Below are 20,817 nucleotides of genomic sequence, written 5' to 3'. Positions count from 1 at the left end.
TACGAAGAGAAAAAGAGTTTTCTTTCTTTTTTTTGCGCGATATTTGAAGCTGATGTTCCAACAAAATTACTGCCTCCAGGTGCAAACACAACAGAGAATGCGAAACTACGGGTGAACTAGGACGTATGGCTCCTCTTTGCGAGGGCATGGGGGGTGCTCCAATCTGCCAGGTCAACCGGCAACAATGTTTATGAAAGCCCCCCACCCATAATGGCGGCATAATGAAATGCTCAACCTTTATGGGTCACTTACAACTTCTTTCAAGCTCTTTCGAAAATCGGACGAAGTAACTACTATCAGCACATGGTTCAACTGCGCGAGGTCACCGTCATCGCTGCGCCACTCGAACGCGTCTTCGATCTTGCGCGCTCCATCGAGGTACATCTGCTGGGCAACACACACTTCGGAGAGCAGGCCACTGCAGGCACACGTACGGGGCTCGTCGGCATGGGAGAACAGGTGACGTGGCAGGCGCGGCACTTTTTCGTGCGACAGCAACTGACCAGTCTCATCACCGCGTTCGACCCGCCGCGCTATTTTCAAGACACCATGCTGCGCGGAGCCTTTCGATCCATGCAGCACGACCACTTCTTTCGCGAGCTCTCCCCTGCAGACGATGGCTCGCCTCGCACGGAGATGGTGGACGAGTTTCGATTCTCTGCGCCGCTGCCATGGCTTGGAAGACTAGCCGAGTTCTTCGTGTTGCGCCGCTATATGCGCAAACTGCTGCAGGAGCGCAACGTGGTCATCAAACAGGTTGCGGAAACAGACGAGTGGCAACGTTATCTATACTCAGCTAACGCATGACCCTTCGCGAAGCCCTCGTCCAAGCCTCCACCCACATCGTCCGTCGCGACGCCGAGACGCTGCTTGCCCATGTGCTCGGCTGCGAACGCGCGTGGGTGCTCGCGCATCCTGAGGCGGAACTCGATGCGACACATGCGGAGACGTTTTTCGAGTTTGTGGCCCGCCGCAATTCGGGCGAGCCGCTCCAGTACATCACTGGCGGTCAGGAGTTCTACGGTCTCGAGCTGCAGGTGACGCCCGATGTGCTGATTCCCCGCCCCGAGACAGAACATTTGGTCGAGGCCGCGCTGGCATGGGCCGCAACGCAGCCGGTCAAGCTGCGCATCGCGGATATAGGAACAGGCTCAGGAGCGATTGCCATTGCGCTGGCCGCGCATCTACCTTCTGCCGAGCTGATTGCAACAGATATCTCACCCAGCGCGCTGGCAGTAGCTCGCGACAACGCCGAACGGCTCGGCTTTGGGAAACGCATACGATTTGTGCAGGGTGACTTGCTGTCGGGGGTCGACGCAGAGATCGCAGCAGGTTTGCGGTTCGATCTTGTGGCCTCAAATCCACCCTATATCCCAGCGGGTGACGCTGCCGAGATGCAACGCGAAGTCGTAGGGCACGAGCCGCACACCGCGCTGTTCGCCGGTAAATTGGGGCTGGATGTCTACCAGCGGCTGATCCCTGCCGCCCAATCCGCTTTGCGCAAGGGGGGCCTGCTAGCCATGGAAATCGGCTTCGGCCAACGCCATGCGCTGGAGCAGTTGCTCATCGGCTGGGACGATGTGAGGTTTGTGGACGACTATGCAAACATCCCGCGCGTCGCGCTCGCGGAAAAAGTTTAGAAGAACGTGCGTGCGGCTCCTGCTGCTTCCTGAATGTCCATGTGGATGAAGTTCAGAGCCAACACAGCGATCCCTAGCGCAAGGACCGATTCACACAGCCCGACAGGGAGATCCCGGCCTACAAGCCTGCCAAAGTACAGGCGCAGGGAATGGCCCCCGTAGGTTCCGATGAGAGCTCCTATGCAGCCAAAGACAATGCCCCCTGCGAGTGGCTCCCGCAGAGCGGCCGCCACCACCGCACCTGTCAGTGCCGCAGAAACCAGCCGTGCCAGCACGCCCGGAAGCCTGGTACGGCTGGGAGTCTGCGGCAGTATGTCGATGTAGTACTCGCTGAGCGCACCTATCGTAAAGATGATCACGGTGATCATCTTCGCGGCCCAGAACGTCCAGCCGTTCGCCGGCAACAGAGCGAAGGCCGTAAACCAGCAGACCACGGTGATTGGTGTCATCGTGCGCATGCCGGTGGCTATACCGAGAGCAATAATCCAGAACATAGAACCCTCTTCGTAACAGTACCAAGACTAACCCCGGTACGAAGAGAATGTAGCGCATATAGGGGTGAGGCGTCAGGCTGGAGGCTTTGGGTTGGTTTTTGCCGTCATGCTGAGCCTATGGCTCAGCATGACGGCGAAGAACAAATAAATGCAAAAACCACTAGGCGCGCAACCATCCGTACAGCGGAAACTGCTCCGCCAACTCGCCCACCAGTCCACGGATCTCAGCGAGTTTTGCGGCGTCCGAACGGTGCTCGAGTGCTGTGGCGATCCACTTCGCGATCGTCCGCATCTGGTCTTCTTTCATGCCGCGCGTGGTCAGCGCGGGAGTGCCCAGACGAATGCCGCTGGGCTTCATCGGAGGGTTGACGTCGAACGGAATCGCATTCTTATTGACCGTGATGCCGGCCTCGCCGAGCGCGAACTCGGCCTCGGAGCCGAGAATACCCTTCGCAAAGACATCGACCAGAATCAAGTGCGTATCCGTGCCGCCCGAGACAATCCGGAAGCCTTCAGCCTGCATCGCTTCGCCAAGCGCCTTGGCGTTCGCAATCGTCTGCTTCGCATAGGCGGCGAACTCGGGCTGCAACGCCTCCTTGAAGGCCACGGCCTTGGCGGCAACGATGTGCATCAGCGGGCCGCCCTGCTGGCCGGGGAAGACGCTGCGGTCTACCCCTGCAGCGAACTCGGCGTTGCAAAGAATCAGACCGGCACGTGGGCCGCGTAGGGTCTTATGCGTGGTCGTGGTGACGATGTGTGCGTGCGGCACAGGAGAGGGGTGCGCTCCGCCGGCAACCAGACCTGCGAAGTGCGCCATGTCTACAAAGAGGTAAGCGCCGACTTTATCGGCGATCTGGCGCAGGCGCGCGAAGTCGAACTGGCGTGGATAGGCTGAGCCGCCACCAATGATCATCTTTGGCTTCTCGGCGATGGCCTGGGCTTCGAGCTCATCGTAGTCGATGACTTCGGTATCCTGGCGAACCTTGTAGCCTGCGATCTTGTAGAGCTTGCCGCTGAAGTTGAGCTTGTGGCCATGGGTGAGGTGGCCGCCATGGGCCAAATCAAGGCCGAGGACGGTGTCGCCCGGCTGCACCAGCGTCATGTACGCCGCGGCGTTGGCCTGCGAGCCGGAGTGCGGCTGCACGTTTACATGTTCTGCGCCAAAGAGCTGCTTGGCACGATCGCGGGCCAGATTCTCAACAACATCGGCAAACTCGCAGCCGCCGTAGTAACGCTTGCCGGGATAGCCCTCGGCGTACTTGTTGGTGAAAACCGTGCCGGCGGCCTCCAGTACAGCGCGTGAGACGAAGTTCTCGCTGGCAATCATCTCGAGGCCTTCGTGCTGACGCACAACCTCGTTCTCAATTTGGGCAGCGATGTCGGGGTCGGCTACGGCAAGCGTGGCGTTCAGGTCGATAGGCATATCCCACAATTTTACAGTGGCGAGGCTGCGTCAAGACTTTTCCAGCTTCAGCTGTTTAAACGTTCTCCACACGAACGACCCGAGATACCAGCCGTCGAGGTACTTGTACGGCGCCTCGCCAGTGGTGTAGTGGCCGCAGGGCAGCACCTTAGAGGTGTAGTCGATATGATGGGCGTCGAAGGACTTCAAGACGTCCAGTGAGAACTCGCGCACGAACGTCAGGTCGTACGTGGCGTGGACGACCAGAGTATGCCGAGGATTCGCCGCGAACTGCGCCATGTACGACATCGGACTGACAGCAAGGAATATCTGCCGGACCTGATCCTGCGTTAGCCCTGCATGCTCGAATGAGGCGCGAATGTGGCGTGTGCTCTGCCCCGTCCAGACGACATCGCCAAACCATGTGGATGCATAGTTGAACGCGCAGACACGAATGCGCGGATCCATCGCAGCGGCAATGAACGAGTAACAACTGCCGAGGCTCGTACCCAGCACGCCGATCTGTTCGTATCCCTGAGACTGCAGCCAGTCGATGCAGCTGCGAATATCTACAACAGCCTGGCGGCAGGCGGAGATGGTGCGCCCGATGTTTGCGCTTACTGCATAGTCGGAGCGTTCGAGTTCCAACGGGCGGCGGATGTCGTGGTAGGGCTTCGAAAGCCGTAAGCAGGAGATGCCGAAGCGGTTGAACATCGTACAAAAAGCATTGTGCGAGAAGGCATCGGCGTTCCACTGCGGCATGACGATCATCGCCTGCTTTGGGCTCTTGTCTCCTGTTTCCGCCGGATACCAGCGTGCATTGACCGTATCGTTCTCGGGATACGGCGTGCGTACGGGCGAGGTAAAGCGCAGGAAGGGCTCGCGACGCAGTTCGCCAACCTCAGCCTGGCGGTGGTACTCGCGCTCCTGTTCGAGCGTCTCCGGCCGGACATTGGTAGGAAAGAGCTCGGGGTGGCGCTGCTCGATGCGGAAGTCGGTGGGTGTGGCGTAGTCGAAGAAGCTGTGCGGGTCGGCGGAGATTCGCTCGTTGAGCGCGCTCATTGCGGAGAGCGCGGTAAGTTCACCCGAGGCCACTTTTTGCGCAGCCTCTTCGCCGCCGAAATCAGAGAGATAGTCAAAACCCCACTCGAGCGGACGCTCGATGCGGTTCTGGTCGCGCGTGGTGAGCGCGGTTTCCCATTCGTACATCCACTTTGCGTAAAGCTGAGAGAGCATCCCTTATAGTTTACCGTTTGCCACGAGGCGCCCTTGAATCCACCGCGCTCCGCTTGCTCTTTGGCACCTTGCCAATACGGGGATCGCGGCGGAGGATGAGTTCGCACGCGTGCAGGGCACTCTCTTCGAAATCCGGAGCATCGACCGGAAGCACCTGCCAACTCGTCACTTCTTTTCCAAACAGTTGAATGGACCGCATATGGGGGAACTCTCGACGCAAACTCTCGTGATGTTCCGCAGTGGTAGCCAGCCAGACCCCGTTGTCTGCGGTCGCATTCGGTTTGTCGCGAAGCAGGAGGACAATCTTGTCGCCAACGTAGATCGCAAAGCAACTGAACATGAAACGCGTTCCTGGAGTAAGCGACTCCAAGGCTTCGAGCACAAACTTATGTGGCACAGCCGTACGGCGAGCTACCGTTTCAAAACCGCTGGCTAGCGGCGACACTTTGTTCTGGCGAGCCTTCGACATCGAACACCTTCTAATTCCAATGGTTACAAGGGTGACTCTGGTTCAGCGCGCCTCAAAGTTCGCGCGAATGCCGCACAGAATGTCATAGGCAATAGTGCCACTCCAACGTGCGTGGTCTTCGGCGGTGACGCCTTCGCCCAGCAGCACAACGTCCATTCCTTCATGCACGTCCTCGATGCCGCTGATGTCCACTACCGTCAGGTTCATCGACACACGGCCAACGACAGGCGCACGCCGGCCCGCGATCATTACCCAGCCGTTGCCGATACCCGAAGATGCAGCGCGGCGAAAGCCGTCGGCGTACCCCACAGGCAGCAGCGCCAGCCGCATTGTCTGTGCAGCGACAAACGTTGCGCCATAGCCTACCGTCGCCCCCGCAGCGACCTCACGCACCCCTATGACGCGTGTCTTCCAGCAGAGCACCGGAGACAATTTTGGAGCGAGCACTCCAGCATGAACGTGCGTGCCTTCGATTTCGAGGCAATGTCCGTAGATCGCGAATCCCGTGCGGACCATCGCGCGTGCACCGAGCGACTTCGCCGTATCGCGAATCCACGCCATGGTGCCACCCTCATCTACCGCCGAGGTATTGCCGAGATGAATAAACTCGGGATGCAAGCCGGCGGTTATGGCTTGATCGAGCGCTGCCGCAAACCGCTCACGCTGCGTTTCGGTAATCTCGGCACCCGCAGATTCAGAGCAGCAGAGGTGCGTCATGATGCCTTCGCATCTGACCCACTGCGAACTCGCAAGACGTTCGAGCGTGCGCGTCAGATCTTCTCCAGGAGCCACTCCCTGCCGTCCCATGCCAGTCTCGATCTCAAGATGCACCTTGATGGGATGTCCCGAAGCTTGCGCAGCGCGCTCCATCGCGGCAACGTGCTCCTGCGTCCAGACAACCGGTGTAAGGCCGTGTGCCACCATCGCAGGCGCATCGGCCAATTCCATACCGCACATTACCAAGAGGCGCGTGCCGCTATGCGGGGATGCCTCGCGGATAGCCGCACCTTCTGCCACATCATCGACACCCAGCCACTTCGCTCCAGCCTCCACCAATACCGGAGCACAGACCATGGCACCGTGGCCGTAGGCATCGGCCTTGATCACGGGAAGCACCTCTACTTCATTGCCTGTGACCGCCTGCACGGCGCGGAAGTTTTCTGCCAGCCTGGAGCTCGAAATTTCAATCCAACTCTTCAAAGACAGCAACTCCGCGTTGTGTTCATTATCCCTGCGCCGTCTGTTCTGAGCACGTTTTCAACTGCGGCAAAGACCGGAAGGATATGGCTTCAGCCATGCCCTTCCGGTCCTTGCCACAGCGACCAAAATGCCGCGGAAGAGCCTCATTACTTCTGCACGTCCACAATAGCTGGCGGCGCATAGTACGGCAGCTTCTGCTGCTGCTCGCTGGCACGCTTGACCGCGATATCGGCAAACAACAGGCTGGGTACGATCGTGGTTTCGGGCACCGGACTCAGAGTCTGCGCGACCCATGGCTTGCCGCCGGCGGCCAGCAGCCCGCTGCGCAGAGAGCGCTGATCGAGCTCATCGAACACAGCTCCGCGTACCAGCGTGCGCTTGCCATCGGGTGAGACACGATACAACAGCCGCGGCGACAACTCACCACCGAGCGTCTCCACCTCATACACATCGCGACCCTGCTCTTTCGCCAGGGCGAGTAGCTTGGCCCGCATCGCCGCTGCCGAGAGTGGCTGCGTCGCCTTGACGACGATCACCCCGGCACGCGAGTGAGCCGCCTGCCCCGGAGCCGCGCGGCCATGGCCGTTCGACGCGGGAAAGTCCTTCACCGGCTCGCGGCCGATCAGATAGTTGTCCAGCTTGCCGTGATCGACCACCGTAACCGGCCCAACCGGCACACCCTCGTCATCAACCGAGTACGCGCCGACCAGCGACTCGCCGTCAAAGGTGCGCAGCGCGGGATCATCGACGACCGTGAGGAATGACGGCAGCACCGGCGTGCGCAGGCTCGATTGATACGCTCCCTGCGTGCGTGCGGTGGTACCCATATCCGGCCGATCGGCCTCAACGTTCGGCACGAAGAGCTTGTTGATGACATCGGCACTGGCATCGCCGGAGAAGAGCACGGGACCGTGATAGTCCTCGGCATCGACCACCGGAGCCTCGCGAAGTTCCTTGAAGCTGAGAAGGTTCTTGATCGTGCGCTTGCGTAGTGCCTCAGCACTCTCCAGCGCATCAGCCGTGGCCGCAGAGGAACCATTGTTGCGGCTGAGTTGCATACCGTCCGCCGCCTGGCCGCCGACGTTGATCGCGTCGTTATAACCCGCGTAGCCATGGCGCAGTACGGTGCCATCGGTGTTCACCGTATAGCGGTTCACCACTACGGCATCGATACTGGAGCTCGAGTTCTGTACCTCCGCCGCGAAGCTGCGAACCTCAGGCGCGACCGCAAAGAGCCCGCTGGCTTCAATGATGCGGCGCTTCCACTCGGCGCGATCCAGGTCAAGCACCTTCAGCGGCTCGATCAGCGTGACGGGTTTGCTGGGCGTGAAGTCGTTGGCTGTGGGTGCGCTTTGAAACTGCTTGAGCGTAGCCTGCTTGGCAGAGTACGCCCGCAACGCATTCTTGTACGCCTCATCCGTCGCCGTCCAGAGCACATACTTCAGCGCTGCAGGATCGTTGTCGCCGGGTGCGAGCTGAAGCGAACCTTCGCCGCGCGAAGAGCTGGAGTCAGAGGTGTAATCTCCGATACGCACCTCAACGCGCACCACACGCTGGTGGCTTTCGCTCTCGCTGGTCAACGCGCCATAGTTGGCGACAGCCTCGTAGGTATGCAGGTCCTCGAGCCGGTACTCCATAAAGTAGGGCCGCTGCATGCCGGGCAGCAAAAGCAGCGATTTCTCACGTGCAAGCTCCTGCTGCATCGCGATGAGTAGAGGGTCGGGAGCCTCGCTGTGGGTTGAGCTCGGTACCCCATATCCCGCTTCTGAGACATGAGCAACGACGCCGGTCTGCGCAGTTGCACCCAAGGTTACGGCGAGAGCTGCGCTCAGTATGGCAATTTGCGAGGTGGTCTTCTTCATTAGCGGCCACCTTTCGTTGCAGCAGGAGCAGGCGTTGCCGGAGCATCCGTAGCATCCCCCAGCGGCGGCGGCTCGACAATCGGCGGCCGCGCCGTTCCCTGAGCCTGGCGCTGCGTTTCGATCTCGCTCACCAGCATCGCCGGAGCCACGGCGCTGACAGGGATCGTACCCGATTCCGCGCCGCACTCGCCGTTGAAGATGTCCTGATGGTCCCCCGTCGCAACGATGCGATTCAACGCGGCCTGCGGGGTTCCCACAATGGAGACACCTCGTACCAGCTCGTCCGGTCTTCCATCCACATACACGCGATAGACCACCAGAGGAATCACCTGGAAGGCCTGTGGCGAGCGGCGCGTCGTAACGGCAAAGCCCGAAGAGATGTCCTCGAAGAACAGGCCGTAGGCCTTTCCCTGCTTCTTGGCTTCGACTTTCAACATCTCGCGCAACTCGGCATCGGAGACGGTCTTGGTCGAAGTCACGATGAGATTTCCCTGACGCCCGGTGGGCATCTTGCCCGTCTCGGCGCGGCCGTGGCCGTTGGACTCCGCGAAACTCGCGACCGGAAGACGCGACATCAGAAAAGTCTTGAGCACTCCACTATCGACCAATTGCACACGCCGCGCAGGCTGACCTTCGTCGTCGAACGCGTAGTGACCACTGAGCGGATAGCCGTTGAACTCCGTCAACGTGGGATCATCGGCGACCGAGAGAAAGCTCGGCAGAATTGGCTTGTTCAGCAGCTTGGTAAATGTCTGACCCTCTTCATCGCCGCGCTGGCGCTGGCCTTCAAGCCTGTGCCCCAGCACCTCATGGAAGAAGACAGCTGCAGCACGGCCGGAGAGAATCGCCGGTCCGTTATAGGGCTCGGTGATAGGCGCCAGGCGCAGATCGTCGAGGTTCTTCGCCAGCGCTGTGGTCTTGGCCAGCACAGTCGCCTGATCGGGTAGATGCCCCGTCGTATCGGCCTCAAAGGTCTCGACCCGGAAGAGGTCCATTCCGTCGGCGGCTCGGGTGCGCGCCACGACGACGAGCCGCGCCACCTGGTTCGGCGTATCCACACGTGCGCCTTCACTGGAGACAAAATAATCCGTCTCGTGCGAGGCCTGCATGTACGCCGTGTCGTAGAAGATATGCGGATAGCCACGGAAGACGCCGGTGATCTCACGCAGGCGCTGCTCCCATGCAGCGCGATCGATCTCCAGCTTCGGTGCCGCAGGGAGTTCTGCAATCACTGGTTTTTCGGTGGAGAAATCGGCGGAAGAGTCCTCTTCCTTCGCACGCACCTGCTGCTCGGTCTTCACCTTCTCCAGCGCGTCGAGCGCCCTGCCATACCCGCGATTGGTCGCATACCAGAGCGAGCGTTCGATGGCGGCACGGTCATCCGAGAGCGGCAGCGGCACAGTGGTCAGCGCGCTGGTGCGATGGTCGCCATGCGTGTTGTCCAGCGCGGGTGAACCGAGCCGCACCTGCACATCCGCGGTGCGCGCGTGCGAGGCGTTCGAGTTCGTAATCGCACCGTACTGTGCCGTGATACTGACGTTTTCCGCGTCGGCCACCGAGAAGCTGAGGAAGTAAGGCTTGGGCTGCGGCGTGGCGCTCGTGGACACGGCCGCCGTGCCCAGCGACGACAGCGCACGGCCGAGCTCCGTCGACATGGCCTGCATCAGCACGGGGTCCTGTGCAGCGGGAGCGGCGGCGTTGTTTGCCGCAGCCGCGGGGGCTGTTGAGTTACCCGGCTTTGCGAGCGGACCCGCTGCGTACATAAGGGTTCCTGTGGCAAACGCAAAGGTAGTCAGTCCGGCCAAGGTACCGAAACGATGACGGCGAAATAAAGGTTTGAGATACATCAGAGGAGTCAAAGAAAACCCGCTTCTTGCACGAAAGATCGTATGCCGAGTGTATCGAAGATCGCGGGCCAGCAGTTCTAACGCACACGCCTGTCTCAAGTGACGGAATTCGAAGGTAATCTCTATTCGGCAAATTCCCGCATACGAATTTCTTCAGAAAGTCGAGGGCTTGCCCTGGATCAACTACAGATCCGCGGAAAAGCGTTGACACCTATTCGGTTTCCGATATATCGTTTTTCGAATATGAAGCCTGATCCCACAAAACATCTGCCTCTCTCGCCAGCCACATTGCATGTCCTGCTGGCACTGACTAGTGGAGACCTCCACGGGTACGGCATCATGCTGGAGGTCGCCCGGCAGTCGGGAGGTCAGTACAAAATTGGCCCAGGCACGCTCTACGACAATCTCAAGAAGCTTCTCAAGCTTGGCCTCGTGGAGGAGTCTCCGGCAGAGAGTTCCGAGAGCGAGCCACGCCGGAGATATCACCTGACGCAAGCGGGAGGCTCTGTATTGGCCGCCGAAACGGAACGCTTGACAGGCGTGCTCCGCGAGGCTCGTCGCGGCCTGCGTCTTCATGAGGAGAGACCGGCATGATCGATCTCGAGCGTCGGCTGTATGGAGTCCTTGTCAGATTGCATCCCGCGGACTTTCGCAATGAGTTCGGCAGCGAGATGAGACTCGACTTTGAGGATGCATTGGAGAGCAATGGCTTCACGGCGCTCTGCATTGATGCGCTGCTGTCCTTGGGACGACAGTGGACCGTGCGTGCGTTTCCCGGCACGGAAGAACAGGGATCCGTCACACGACCGTCGTTGCTCGCGGGTCAATACGTCACGGCTTCGCAAGAGGGGCCGACTTTGTTCGAGCTGGCCAGAGCTTCGGTTCTGGCCACCATGCTCTTCTTCGCGATTGGGTTCTCCGCGACGATCTCGAACAAAGCCATCACGAACGATCTCCAGTCCGTTCCTTCGAGCCAAGATGGAAACGTCCAGAGCGGTGTAGATCATCGTTCTTCCACCGGAGGCAAAGAGGGCCGCACAGGGGGACAAGGAGACAGGACGTATTCATGCATACGCAGCTACGATCTCGCACCGTGCGACGCAGCAGTGGCTGGCAAACGATCTGCTGGTGATGTTGAGCAAACAGTGCGAGCCCCTAGCGGGGCACTCGATCATAGCTGGCTGGCTGACAGTGGAAGACCTGAAAAGCAGCGAGCAGACATGAAAGGTGCTGAAGAACAAAGGTCACGCATGACGGCGAGAACTTTGTCTTCGGTCAGGCCACTGTTGAGGGATCATCTAGGACAGTTGATAGCGCTTGCGGTCATCGCGTGGCAGACCACACTGTTGATGCGCAGAAACCCCAGTATGGGCAGAAAGCTGGTTCTAGCAGCGCTGGGCTTGCTTGCGATGGCAGCTCCGCTAGCCTTCGGGCTAGTGCACATGATTCCAATGCATGAGCAGACAGCCGCGCCGCAGCTTGAGGTCGCGACGGTGAAGCCCAGCGATCCAGCGAAGGAGCACCTTGGGCTGTACTGGCGACAACCCGACGGATTCAAGCGTGAAGGCACAACCCTGCGTGGGATGATCGCCTACGCCTACGGCGTCCCCAGCAGCGTCAAAGGTCTGGTTCAGGGTGGGCCTGCATGGATGCTCTCGGACGCATTCGACGTCCAGGTCAAGGTCGATCCCGCGACAACAGAGCGGTGGAGCAAGCTGCCGCAGCAACCTGTGGATGAAGAGCGTCGTACCTTGGAGCGAGCGTTGCTCGCCGAGCGATTCCACTTGAAGCTTCATCGCGAGATGCGCGAGATGCCGGCGTTCGTGCTGACTGTAGCCAAAGGTGGCTCGAAGCTGCAGACGCCGGTCCACGAAAAGGACCTGGAGGCGGGCGTGCCGCAGAGCCGCATCAATTTCCTTGGCCGCGGCCATTGGCAAGGACACTTTGCCCTGCTGAGCAACCTGTCCAGGTCGCTTACGTCAGAGCCCGAGGCGGACGGCCGCCCGATCGTCGACAAGACCGGCCTCACCGGTCAGTACGACTTCACTCTGCATTGGACGCCGGTCGATCCTAGCCCCGGAACAGCACCCACCGACCCCGGCGAGCAGTGGCCCTCACTCTTCACCGCCCTCGAAGAGCAACTTGGCTTGAAGCTCACACCGGCGAAGGAGCAGATAGAAGTTATCGTGGTCGACTCCGTGGAAAAGCCTTCAGAGAATTAACTCTCGCACTCTGCATCTTTCGCAGATGCTGGTTAGAACCGGTACTTCAGTGAGTATTGGAGCTGACGAGCCGGAGACAGAGTTGAGGTGATCTGGCCGAAGGTCGACGGCGTGGTAGCCGTTGAACCCGGAGCCGCATAAGAAGCAATGTTGCCCACATTGAAAGCATCGATGCGGAACTGAATGTACTGCTCCTTGTACGTGCGGAACTGCTTGAACATCGAGGAATCTACGACGCGATATCCCGGTGCCCGTTCGGTGCCGACGTGCGCTGTTCCGAATGAGTTGGGGAGTTCTGCACCGTAAGCGCAAACATTGTTGGAGGCGCCAATACACGGAGTCGCACTTGGATCTGTACCGAACCAGTGAGCCAGCGAGCGGTTCTTGATGATCAGCTTCTGGTACTGGTTAGCACGTGCTCCGCCCCCATTGTTCGAGGCAGAATTGTTGGTACTGCCGATGGTGATCGGGAAGCCGGAATAGAGAACGGCCTCCGTGGACACCTTCCAGCCTCCAATGGCCCAATCGACAAAGCGGTTGACGTGGGAACCGTAATCACGGCCATGACCGAACGGGATCGCATACACGCCAACGAAGCTAGCTGCGTTACGGGTGTCGAAGCCCGACACACCGTAATCAGCATGCGGATCGTAGATATTCTGCGGGTAGGTGCCCGGACCGTCGACGCCTCCGATACCGAAGTAGCCGGGGTTGTTGGTCATGTTCTTCGACCAGGTGTAGTTGAAGGTGTACTCCAGTCCGTGGAACTGACGCTGGCGCAGTTGGATCTGCATGGCGTTATAGTTCGAGTAACCTTCAGCCAGTGTCAGGTAGACTTGGCCACCGGTGCCGACAAGGGCAGCAAACGGCTGAGTTCCCGTATTGGTCGGTCCCGGAATCGTTTGCTGGTTGAACGGTTCAGGAACCACGAGATGCTGTGCGACATTCCCGACATACCCAATCTGGAACGTGAAGTGTGACCCCAGGAGTGTCTGGAGGGTCAGATTGTACTGCTGAATCAGCTCGGGCTTGATGTTCGGGTCCCAAGCCTCGTACTTGTTTGAAGCCCCAGGAGTAAGCCCACCAACGGTGAAGCCCTGGCCAACATGAATGGGTGTTCCACCGCTCGCCGCCGAAGGCGCAGTGCTGCTGTACGAATACTGAGGGATGTATGGAGGGTTCTGTGTGAGACGCTGCGCAGCGCCCATGCCTTCAAAGTCGTCAGTGATGCCGTAGCCACCACGGATGACCATCTGTGGGTTCATCTGATAGGCAAACGATACACGCGGCATGAACTGCGTATGGTAGGCGTTGTACAGAGCGTTGCTTGCACCATTCTGGCCGGCATAGAGCAAGCAGTTGGGGCAGTTCTGCGGGTGCTCGACGTCAACGTTAACTTCCTTGCCGTTGACTTCATACATCGGCTGGTCATAGCCATAGCGCAGGCCGATGTTTAGGGTGAGTGACGGCGTCACCTTCCACTCGTCTTCGCCGAAGAAAGCCATACGATACTGGCGTTGACCAACACGTCCTGCCGTACCGGCAACAGCCTGGAGCTCGGAAGCATCGATTACGAAGTCCGCAAAGCCGTAGCCGTTTGAAAGCCCTGCAACCCTGGTGAATTCACCGTTGTACGCAAACTGACCCATGTTGCCGTTGTTGCTGGCGTAGTAGTAGTTCTCCTGGTAGCGCAAAATCTGCGCGCCACCCTTGACGATGTGCTTGCCATGTAGCCAAGTCACGGTGTCGCCATAGTCGAAGATGTTGTCAATGGTATCCTGCACGACACCCAGAGTACCTATGTTCTTTTCAGCGCTGGAAATGTTCGATTCCGTGAAGCCAGGGTACGGGCTGGCATAGGGGTAGCCAACTTTCGTATCGCTGCCTGTCGGGAATTGGCCGAAGGGATCGGACGGAATGCCGCCGAGATTAGAGATACGCGAGTAGCCAGCGCGGAACTCGTTCTGCAGATTCGTGCCAAAGGTGTGTACCTCGTTGATGACGCCGTTCCAGAACGGATAGTCATTACTCCCCGGGAACTCGAACGCAAGAACGGAAACGATGGGCTTATCGTAGGCACCACCATGAGTGAAGCGGCTCCAGAGGTTGTCCTTTGGCGAGAGGACATAGTCGACGCGAATGTCGCCCTGGTTATTCACGACGGCAGACTTGTTGTACCCCCCATAGTTGTTGGTGTCGGGCGAGTTAACATTGGTGCTGGGACGGTTCGGTAGCGGATAAAAGCTTGGGGTCGCAAACACAAACTGAGCAACGGGGTTGTTGACCGGAAGCTGGTTGTTCACATACGGCGTAGCCGCCGTGAGGCCGTTCGTGGTGTTGTACAGCTGGATGTATTGTGCCGCAGGAATGGACTGACCAAATTCGTTCGGCGCTCCTAAGAACTCCGAGAAGTCGCCCGTGCGCATTCTTCGCGAAGGCAGCGAGATCACGCTGGTTCCCGCCGAGGTTTGGCGGAAGCCTTCGTAGTCCATGAAGAAGAACAGTTTGTTCCGGAAAACGGGACCGCCGAAGGTGGCGCCGAACTGGTTCTGGTGGAAGACACCCTTGGCAATTTTGTTGTAGTCATTACTCCAGGTGTTTGCGGTGCCATCCTGATTCTCGTAGAACGTGTAAAGGCTGCCGTGGAACTTATTGGTTCCGGCCTTGGTGACGACGAGGATTTCGCCACCATTCACGTTGCCGTATTCGGCCGAGGCGTTACCGGTGATGATGCGCATCTGGCCAATGGCTTCCGGGGCCGGGTTATAGGCGATGGTGTTCTGTAGCGGCTCATTGATGTCCGTACCGTCGAAGATGTAGTTGTTGGTCTGCATGCGGTTGCCGTTGAAGGACGGCTGCGTCGACGAGGCAAAGGACGTGTCACGCTCTGTACCCTGCGAGCTGCCCAACGAACCGTAGGTGGGAAGGATGGCACCGGGGACGAACACGGTCGCGGCAGAGAAATTCTGACCGGGAAGAGGCATGCTTTCGAGCGTGTTGGAAGTAATGGTGGTGCCGAGGGAAGCATCTTCCGTCTGCAATATGGAGCCTGTGTTAGCGTCTACATCCACCGTCGTCGACACTTCGCCGACCTGAAGCTTTAAATCGATCTTGGCAATCTGATCGATCTCCAGCGAGAAAGGACGGTTGTTCGTAACGCTGAAACCAGGCTTGCTGGCTGAGACCGCATACGTTCCGATCAGCAGAGTCTGCAGGTTGTATGTACCGCTGCGGTCTGTGGTCGTCTTCGTGACTACGCCAGTACCGACGTTACGCGCACTGATCGTTGCTCCGGCTACTGCAGCACCAGTCTGATCGACAATCACGCCGCGAATAGATCCTGTCACAGTCTGAGCAAGAGCCACAGCACCAGAGAAGGCAAGTGTTGCCAGCAAGGCTAGAAGAAAGGCGTAACGACGACACTGGATCAACATAAGGAGTCTCCTGGTTGAGCCCACAACCGCGACAGCGTTGCTGAACTCTGCTTTTCTTGCCCGCTTCTCTTGCCAAGCGGCAAACGAATACAAAAGGTGCTGCGCACATTTACTGCGGTGGCCTAAGCAGAAACAAACGATCCAGTAGATCGGCATCAAGTGAAGCATTTGTTTCACTTGGTACAAAATGTTCAGAATAGATGCGAAGGTAACGGACGGACGACCGAGTGTCAAGAAGATTCTGATATCGTCGCGACGCGTTTCATTTGCTGACGATCTCCAATTTTGCATTGAAATCTGGAAAAATCGTGCGCTAACGAACCGCAACGTCGCGGTTTAGGTTTGCTTGAAACGCACCGATCGCGGAATCTCCCCACCCAGGCATGGATCGGGATTGGTTCGGATATATTGGCACAAATGATTCTTCTGATTCGAATAGCACGGCGATTTCCAAAAGTAATGTACCGTTGAAGGCAGTTCCTCATCGCTTCCAGAAGGCTGATTCATTGACCCCGCAGGATGTTCTGGCTTTGCTGTTCTCCTTGCCTATTTGGCCGCAGTCGAGCGGATCGGTAATCCGTGCCCTATTTACGAACAGCGGAGTCGTATGCTGACGAGAAAAGAATCGAAAGACCTGTCCTTCCATTTCGGCTCAGAGCTTCGGCTGGACAAACTGAGCGAGAAACGCCAGCAGATTATCCGTCCCGTTTTAGAGAGCCCACGTGAGTTCGTACTTTTGAATGTGCGTGACATGGCTCATCGTCTCGCCACCGCACCGGCAACGATCGTTCGTATCGTGCGGGGATTGGGATTCGAAAACTATAAGAGCTTCCAGCACTATCTCCATGAGCTATCTGTCACCAGCAGCACCATTCTGGACAGCATGCAGCCAGCGGGAAAGACGCCTCAGACCCCGAAGTATCTGAAAGGCTCACGGAAGCAGCTCCAGGAGAATCTGGATTTCGTGATGGATCGAGTCGACCTGAATCAGATTTTGAATATCGCCGTTCGCATTCATGAAGCGGAACATATTCTTCTGCTCGGCGGCGATATGGCTTCGGTGCTGGTCGAGTATATGGAGTATCACCTGACCATCGCGGGGCTTCCGGTGATTGCGGCCGTAAATCCAGGCCGTGCAAGCCATCTCGTCCGCTCTATGGGCGAAAACGACCTTGTGATTGGTATCAGCTTCCGCCGCGGGCTTCGCATGACGATCGAAGGTCTCCAGAAAGCGAGAGAGAATGGAGCGTATTGCATCGGCATTACCGATTCCGTACTGTCTCCCGTGGCACGTTTCTCCAATGAATTCGTGATCGTGCCGACCAACAGCCTGTCGTTCGCCGCCAGTTACGTCGCTCCAATCGCTACGATTGACCTGATCACAGCAGGCGTCGGCAATCTAAGGCGAAAGCAGGTCGTCGACCGCTTGAAAGACGCCGATCAGGAACAAAAGCATGGCTATCGCTGGTATCAAGCTGAATCCTAGCGTTTGGCAGCCTATCGTCGAACGGCTTGCAGCGTCTCGAGCCATCGTGCAGACTCAAAACATCACGAAGGGATCTTGATGCGCCTCGTCCGGCTCGCACTTCTTCTCTGCATTCTGCTTCCGTTTGCGAGTGTCGCGCACGCCAGCGAGACCCCAGCTGAGCATGCAGCCAATGTTTATGCGCAGCAGGAAATGTCCGCGGCTCCGCTGCATGAAAATCTGCCGGACTACTCTCTGCCGTCCGACAAGCTCGCCAAGGCACAGCATCTGGCGAAGGTGCGCGTGGCGCTGCACTTCACCGCTGAGGCCTGGGGCATTGTGCAACTCGTACTGTTGCTCGGCCTGGGCGCGGTTGCGTGGATGCGCGACACCGCGCTGCGAGCCAGCCGCAACCGCTGGGTACAGGGCTATCTGTTTCTGCTCTTGCTGCTGTTGGCGCGGGTTCTGCTGAACCTTCCCCTGAGTCTGTATGGGCACTCTCTCGCGGTGAAGTACGGATTTTCGATCCAGGGTTGGGGCAGCTGGTTCGGCGATCTCGGGAAGAGCCTGGCTCTCTACTGGCTCATCGGCGGCGCGCTGGTAATGCTGTTGTTCTTCCTCATTCACAAAGCGCCGCGGCGCTGGTGGCTGGTGTTCTGGGTGGCTTCGATTCCCATCGTGCTGGCGGGTGTATTCCTGGCGCCTCTCACTATCGACCCGCTGTTCAACCAGTTCGAACCCTTGCAGGAACACCATCCTGACCTGGTTGCGAAGCTGGAGCAGATGAAGATTCCTGCGGACCACATGTTCCTGATGAAGGCCAGCGCCAAGGTGACCACACCGAACGCGTATGTCACGGGGTTCGGCGCTTCCAAACGCCTGGTTATCTGGGACACCTCGCTTACCAAAGGCACCTCGGATGAGGTGCTCTGGATGTTCGGGCATGAGGCCGGCCATTACGTTCTTGGACATGTGCTGCACGGCGTTCTGCTGACGTTGGCGATCCTGCCTCTCCTGCTCTACCTGGGCTATCGACTGCTACACATTGTGCTGGCACGGTTCGGCGTGGGATGGCGTATCGCGTCGCAGGAGGATTGGGGAGCCCTCGCGGTCATGCTGTTGGTCTTTGCAGTATTTAGTGTCATTTCGGAGCCGGTGGAGAACACCATCAGCCGCCACATCGAACACGCTGCCGACATTTATGGGCAGGAGGCGATTCATGGTCTGGTTCCCGATCCGCAAGCGGCGGTCAAGCAAGCCTGCGACACAGACGGCGAGAGTACGCTGGACGATCCTAACCCGAGCCGGTTCATCGAGTTCTGGACCTACAATCACCCGGCGGAGAGCCGCCGCGCCGCCTTCGGAAAAGCCTATAACCCGTGGGCTCCGGGTATGGAGCCGAAGTATTTCAAGAAGGAGAGATAAGAGAACAGAGAGGAGAAAACAGAGAAAGGATGACGCTTCTTCAAGCTCTGATCTCTCTTCTCTGTTCTCTCCTCTCTGTTCTAGGATGTCGCCATGACCGAGATTTCAAATCCCGATTGCCTGTTCTGCAAGATCGCCGCTGGAACGATCCCCGTAAAGTGGCTACACGAGGACGGGCAGATACTCGCCTTTAACGACATCAACCCCCAAGCCCCAGTGCATGTGCTGCTAATTCCTAAGCAGCACTTCACCTCGCACGCACACACGACCGCTGGCGACACGGCGATACTGGGGCAGTTACTGGCGACTGCCCGCGAGGTCGCCAAGGCTCAAGGACTCGCCAATGGCTACCGGTTGGTCATCAATACCGGCCTCGACGGAGGTCAGACCGTCGAGCACCTACATGTGCATCTGTTGGGAGGAAGGCACTTAGGCTGGCCTCCGGGATAAACGAACGTCTTTTGCGAACAACACTTCAAGTACAGGTTGAGGTGGGGTTAACTGATTAGGTTCTACCTCAGTGGGGGTTAACTAACCATGTTCCACGTGGAACAATCAAGCCCCCGCATCGAAATACTGACTCCTTGCGTCCAATGGCATGCAACACAGACTGGAGAATCAATGGCAATCGGATCAAGTCGGAAAGAACCCATCCCAGCCCCCCTGCAGGACATTGAACTGTCCGGAAACGCCGGACAACATGAGACGGCGGTCTTTGCCGGAGGCTGCTTCTGGGGTGTGCAATCGGTTTTCCAGAGGGTTAAGGGCGTCGTGCAGACGACCGTCGGCTACTCCGGCGGGTCAGCCGAGACAGCCGATTATCGCACCGTCAGCAGCGAAGAGACTGGTCACGCTGAAGCGCTGGAGATTGTCTTCGACCCCTCGAAGGTGAGCTACGGTACATTGCTGCGGATATTTTTTTCCGTAGTCCACGACCCGACCCAGCTCAACCGCCAGGGTGCGGATATCGGCACGAGCTACCGATCAGCGATCTTCTACACCAATGAGCAGCAGCACAAAGCGGCAGAGGCCTATGTAAAACAGCTTGACGCGGCGCACGTCTTCGACAAGGCGATCGTTACGCAGATCGTTCCGCTCGAAGCCTTCTATCGCGGTGAGGAGTACCACCAGGACTACGCGATCAAGAACCCGCACAACCCGTACATCCAGGTGTGTGATATCCCGAAGATCGGCGCGCTCCAGCAGCAGTTTCCAACGCTCTTCCAGGAATACACGCGGTAAGAAGCGCAGCGCGACACCGCGTGCCTTGCCAAAGAAAACCGTCTTCGTCCATCCGCACGACATCCGTCTGGCGTCTAAAGCACGTACCCTGTAGAGGATGTGTGCCCCGGCACAGATCAAGCTGGCGGAGACGGACGACCTTGAAAAAGACCTCGGAACACCTTTTGGCATACCCTGTTGCCTTTTTAGCGATTGTCCTGATCGTGGCAGCAGCGCATGGGCAGGATTCCAAATCGGCGTCCAAACCGGCCAGCGCCGGCGAGGAATCGGCCAGTACGACACAGTTGAAGCTGGGGCCAGTCGATCCCTCAGTACCTCCAAAGGATCTGCCTAAGAATCGCCCGGTCATCGGCGTAGCGTTGGGTGGCGGCGGTGCGCTGGCCATGAGCGATATCGGCGTGCTGCAGTGGTTTGAAGAGCATCATATCCCCGTCGACGTAATCGCCGGCACCAGCATGGGCTCGATCATTGCGGCGTTGTATTCCACCGGCCACACCACCGACCAGATGACGCACATCATGACCAACGATGCGGTCAACTCGGTCTTCCGCATCCAGTCGTCCTATACCTCGCAGAGCTTCCGTCGCCGCGAGGACAGCCGCGAGATCCCGAACGCCATCACGGCGGGGCTGAAGCACGGCGTCTCCTTCCGCAACAGCCTGCTGACGGACACTGGGCTCAACGAACTGCTGGACAAAGAGTTTCTGCGCTACAACGACCAGACCGACTTCAATAACCTGCCGATTCCTTTCCGCTGCCAAGCCACTGATCTGAACGCAGCGAAAACCGTTACCTTCGCACGCGGATCGTTGCAGGACGCAGTACGGGCATCGGCGTCGATTCCCGGCGTCTTCCAGCCCTTTCAGCTCGACGGGCACG

The 20,817-nt window shown here is 58.5% G+C and carries 17 protein-coding genes; 9 read left to right on the top strand and 8 right to left on the bottom strand.

The window, feature by feature from the left end:
* The first annotated feature begins 303 nt into the window (after positions 1-303).
* Together GSQ91_RS10100 and prmC are read left to right on the top strand one after the other, a co-directional pair.
* Entirely contained in the window at positions 304-807 is a 504-nt protein-coding gene (locus tag GSQ91_RS10100; RefSeq protein WP_158821436.1) for an SRPBCC family protein, read from the top strand.
* Entirely contained in the window at positions 804-1,640 is an 837-nt protein-coding gene (gene prmC, locus GSQ91_RS10095; protein WP_158821435.1) for a peptide chain release factor N(5)-glutamine methyltransferase, read from the top strand. The genes GSQ91_RS10100 and prmC overlap by 4 nt, the downstream gene beginning before the upstream one ends.
* Here prmC and GSQ91_RS10090 read toward each other — a convergent pair.
* The 7 genes from GSQ91_RS10090 to GSQ91_RS10060 all read right to left on the bottom strand — a co-directional run bounded on the left by GSQ91_RS10090 (position 1,637) and on the right by GSQ91_RS10060 (position 10,066).
* Positions 1,637-2,134, bottom strand: a complete 498-nt coding sequence (locus GSQ91_RS10090; protein WP_158821434.1) for a DUF4126 domain-containing protein — start codon at positions 2,132-2,134, stop codon at positions 1,637-1,639. The genes prmC and GSQ91_RS10090 overlap by 4 nt on opposite strands.
* Positions 2,135-2,294: 160 nt before the next feature.
* On the bottom strand, positions 2,295-3,557 hold the full coding sequence (gene glyA, locus GSQ91_RS10085) for a serine hydroxymethyltransferase (protein WP_158821433.1): 1,263 nt from the start codon (positions 3,555-3,557) through the stop codon (positions 2,295-2,297).
* A 30-nt stretch (positions 3,558-3,587) separates the two neighbouring features.
* Positions 3,588-4,772, bottom strand: a complete 1,185-nt coding sequence (locus GSQ91_RS10080; protein WP_158821432.1) for a S9 family peptidase — start codon at positions 4,770-4,772, stop codon at positions 3,588-3,590.
* A 10-nt stretch (positions 4,773-4,782) separates the two neighbouring features.
* Complete coding sequence (locus tag GSQ91_RS10075; RefSeq protein ID WP_158821431.1) at positions 4,783-5,241, bottom strand: hypothetical protein; 459 nt, start codon at positions 5,239-5,241, stop codon at positions 4,783-4,785.
* A 42-nt stretch (positions 5,242-5,283) separates the two neighbouring features.
* On the bottom strand, positions 5,284-6,441 hold the full coding sequence (alr, locus tag GSQ91_RS10070; RefSeq protein ID WP_158821430.1) for an alanine racemase: 1,158 nt from the start codon (positions 6,439-6,441) through the stop codon (positions 5,284-5,286).
* A 146-nt stretch (positions 6,442-6,587) separates the two neighbouring features.
* On the bottom strand, positions 6,588-8,303 hold the full coding sequence (locus GSQ91_RS10065; RefSeq protein WP_254064485.1) for a metallopeptidase TldD-related protein: 1,716 nt from the start codon (positions 8,301-8,303) through the stop codon (positions 6,588-6,590).
* Positions 8,303-10,066, bottom strand: a complete 1,764-nt coding sequence (locus tag GSQ91_RS10060) for a metallopeptidase TldD-related protein (protein WP_254064483.1) — start codon at positions 10,064-10,066, stop codon at positions 8,303-8,305. Before GSQ91_RS10060 ends, GSQ91_RS10065 begins: the two co-directional genes overlap by 1 nt.
* A gap of 327 nt (positions 10,067-10,393) precedes the next feature.
* On the opposite strand from GSQ91_RS10060, the gene GSQ91_RS10055 reads away from it, so the two are divergent.
* Positions 10,394-10,744, top strand: a complete 351-nt coding sequence (locus GSQ91_RS10055; protein ID WP_158821429.1) for a PadR family transcriptional regulator — start codon at positions 10,394-10,396, stop codon at positions 10,742-10,744.
* Positions 10,741-12,372, top strand: a complete 1,632-nt coding sequence (locus tag GSQ91_RS10050; protein ID WP_158821428.1) for a TIGR03435 family protein — start codon at positions 10,741-10,743, stop codon at positions 12,370-12,372. Before GSQ91_RS10055 ends, GSQ91_RS10050 begins: the two co-directional genes overlap by 4 nt.
* Positions 12,373-12,404: 32 nt before the next feature.
* Here GSQ91_RS10050 and GSQ91_RS10045 read toward each other — a convergent pair whose 3' ends face one another.
* Positions 12,405-15,806: a TonB-dependent receptor gene (locus GSQ91_RS10045; RefSeq protein WP_158821427.1), complete on the bottom strand. Its 3,402-nt coding sequence runs from the start codon at positions 15,804-15,806 to the stop codon at positions 12,405-12,407.
* Positions 15,807-16,413: 607 nt separating this feature from the next.
* On the opposite strand from GSQ91_RS10045, the gene GSQ91_RS10040 reads away from it, so the two are divergent.
* From GSQ91_RS10040 to GSQ91_RS10020, 5 genes are all read left to right on the top strand, one after another.
* Positions 16,414-17,292, top strand: a complete 879-nt coding sequence (locus tag GSQ91_RS10040; RefSeq protein ID WP_158821426.1) for a MurR/RpiR family transcriptional regulator — start codon at positions 16,414-16,416, stop codon at positions 17,290-17,292.
* A 78-nt stretch (positions 17,293-17,370) separates the two neighbouring features.
* Positions 17,371-18,696 carry a M48 family metalloprotease gene (locus GSQ91_RS10035; protein ID WP_158822151.1) on the top strand — a complete coding sequence of 442 codons (1,326 nt, stop codon included), beginning with the start codon at positions 17,371-17,373 and terminating at the stop codon, positions 18,694-18,696.
* 93 nt (positions 18,697-18,789) lie between these two features.
* A complete protein-coding gene (locus tag GSQ91_RS10030; protein WP_158821425.1) occupies positions 18,790-19,146 on the top strand; it encodes a histidine triad nucleotide-binding protein in 357 nt (118 codons plus the stop codon).
* A 171-nt stretch (positions 19,147-19,317) separates the two neighbouring features.
* Positions 19,318-19,938, top strand: coding sequence for a peptide-methionine (S)-S-oxide reductase MsrA (msrA, locus tag GSQ91_RS10025; RefSeq protein ID WP_158821424.1), 621 nt, complete (start codon positions 19,318-19,320; stop codon positions 19,936-19,938).
* Positions 19,939-20,078: 140 nt separating this feature from the next.
* A partial coding sequence (locus tag GSQ91_RS10020; RefSeq protein WP_254064481.1) for a patatin-like phospholipase family protein occupies positions 20,079-20,817 on the top strand: 739 nt, incomplete at its 3' end.

This window comes from Granulicella sp. S156, from assembly GCF_009766105.1.
Lineage (GTDB): Bacteria > Acidobacteriota > Terriglobia > Terriglobales > Acidobacteriaceae > Granulicella.
The sequence above is the reverse complement of the archived record's forward strand: the minus strand, read 5'-3'. Positions and strand labels throughout refer to the sequence as shown.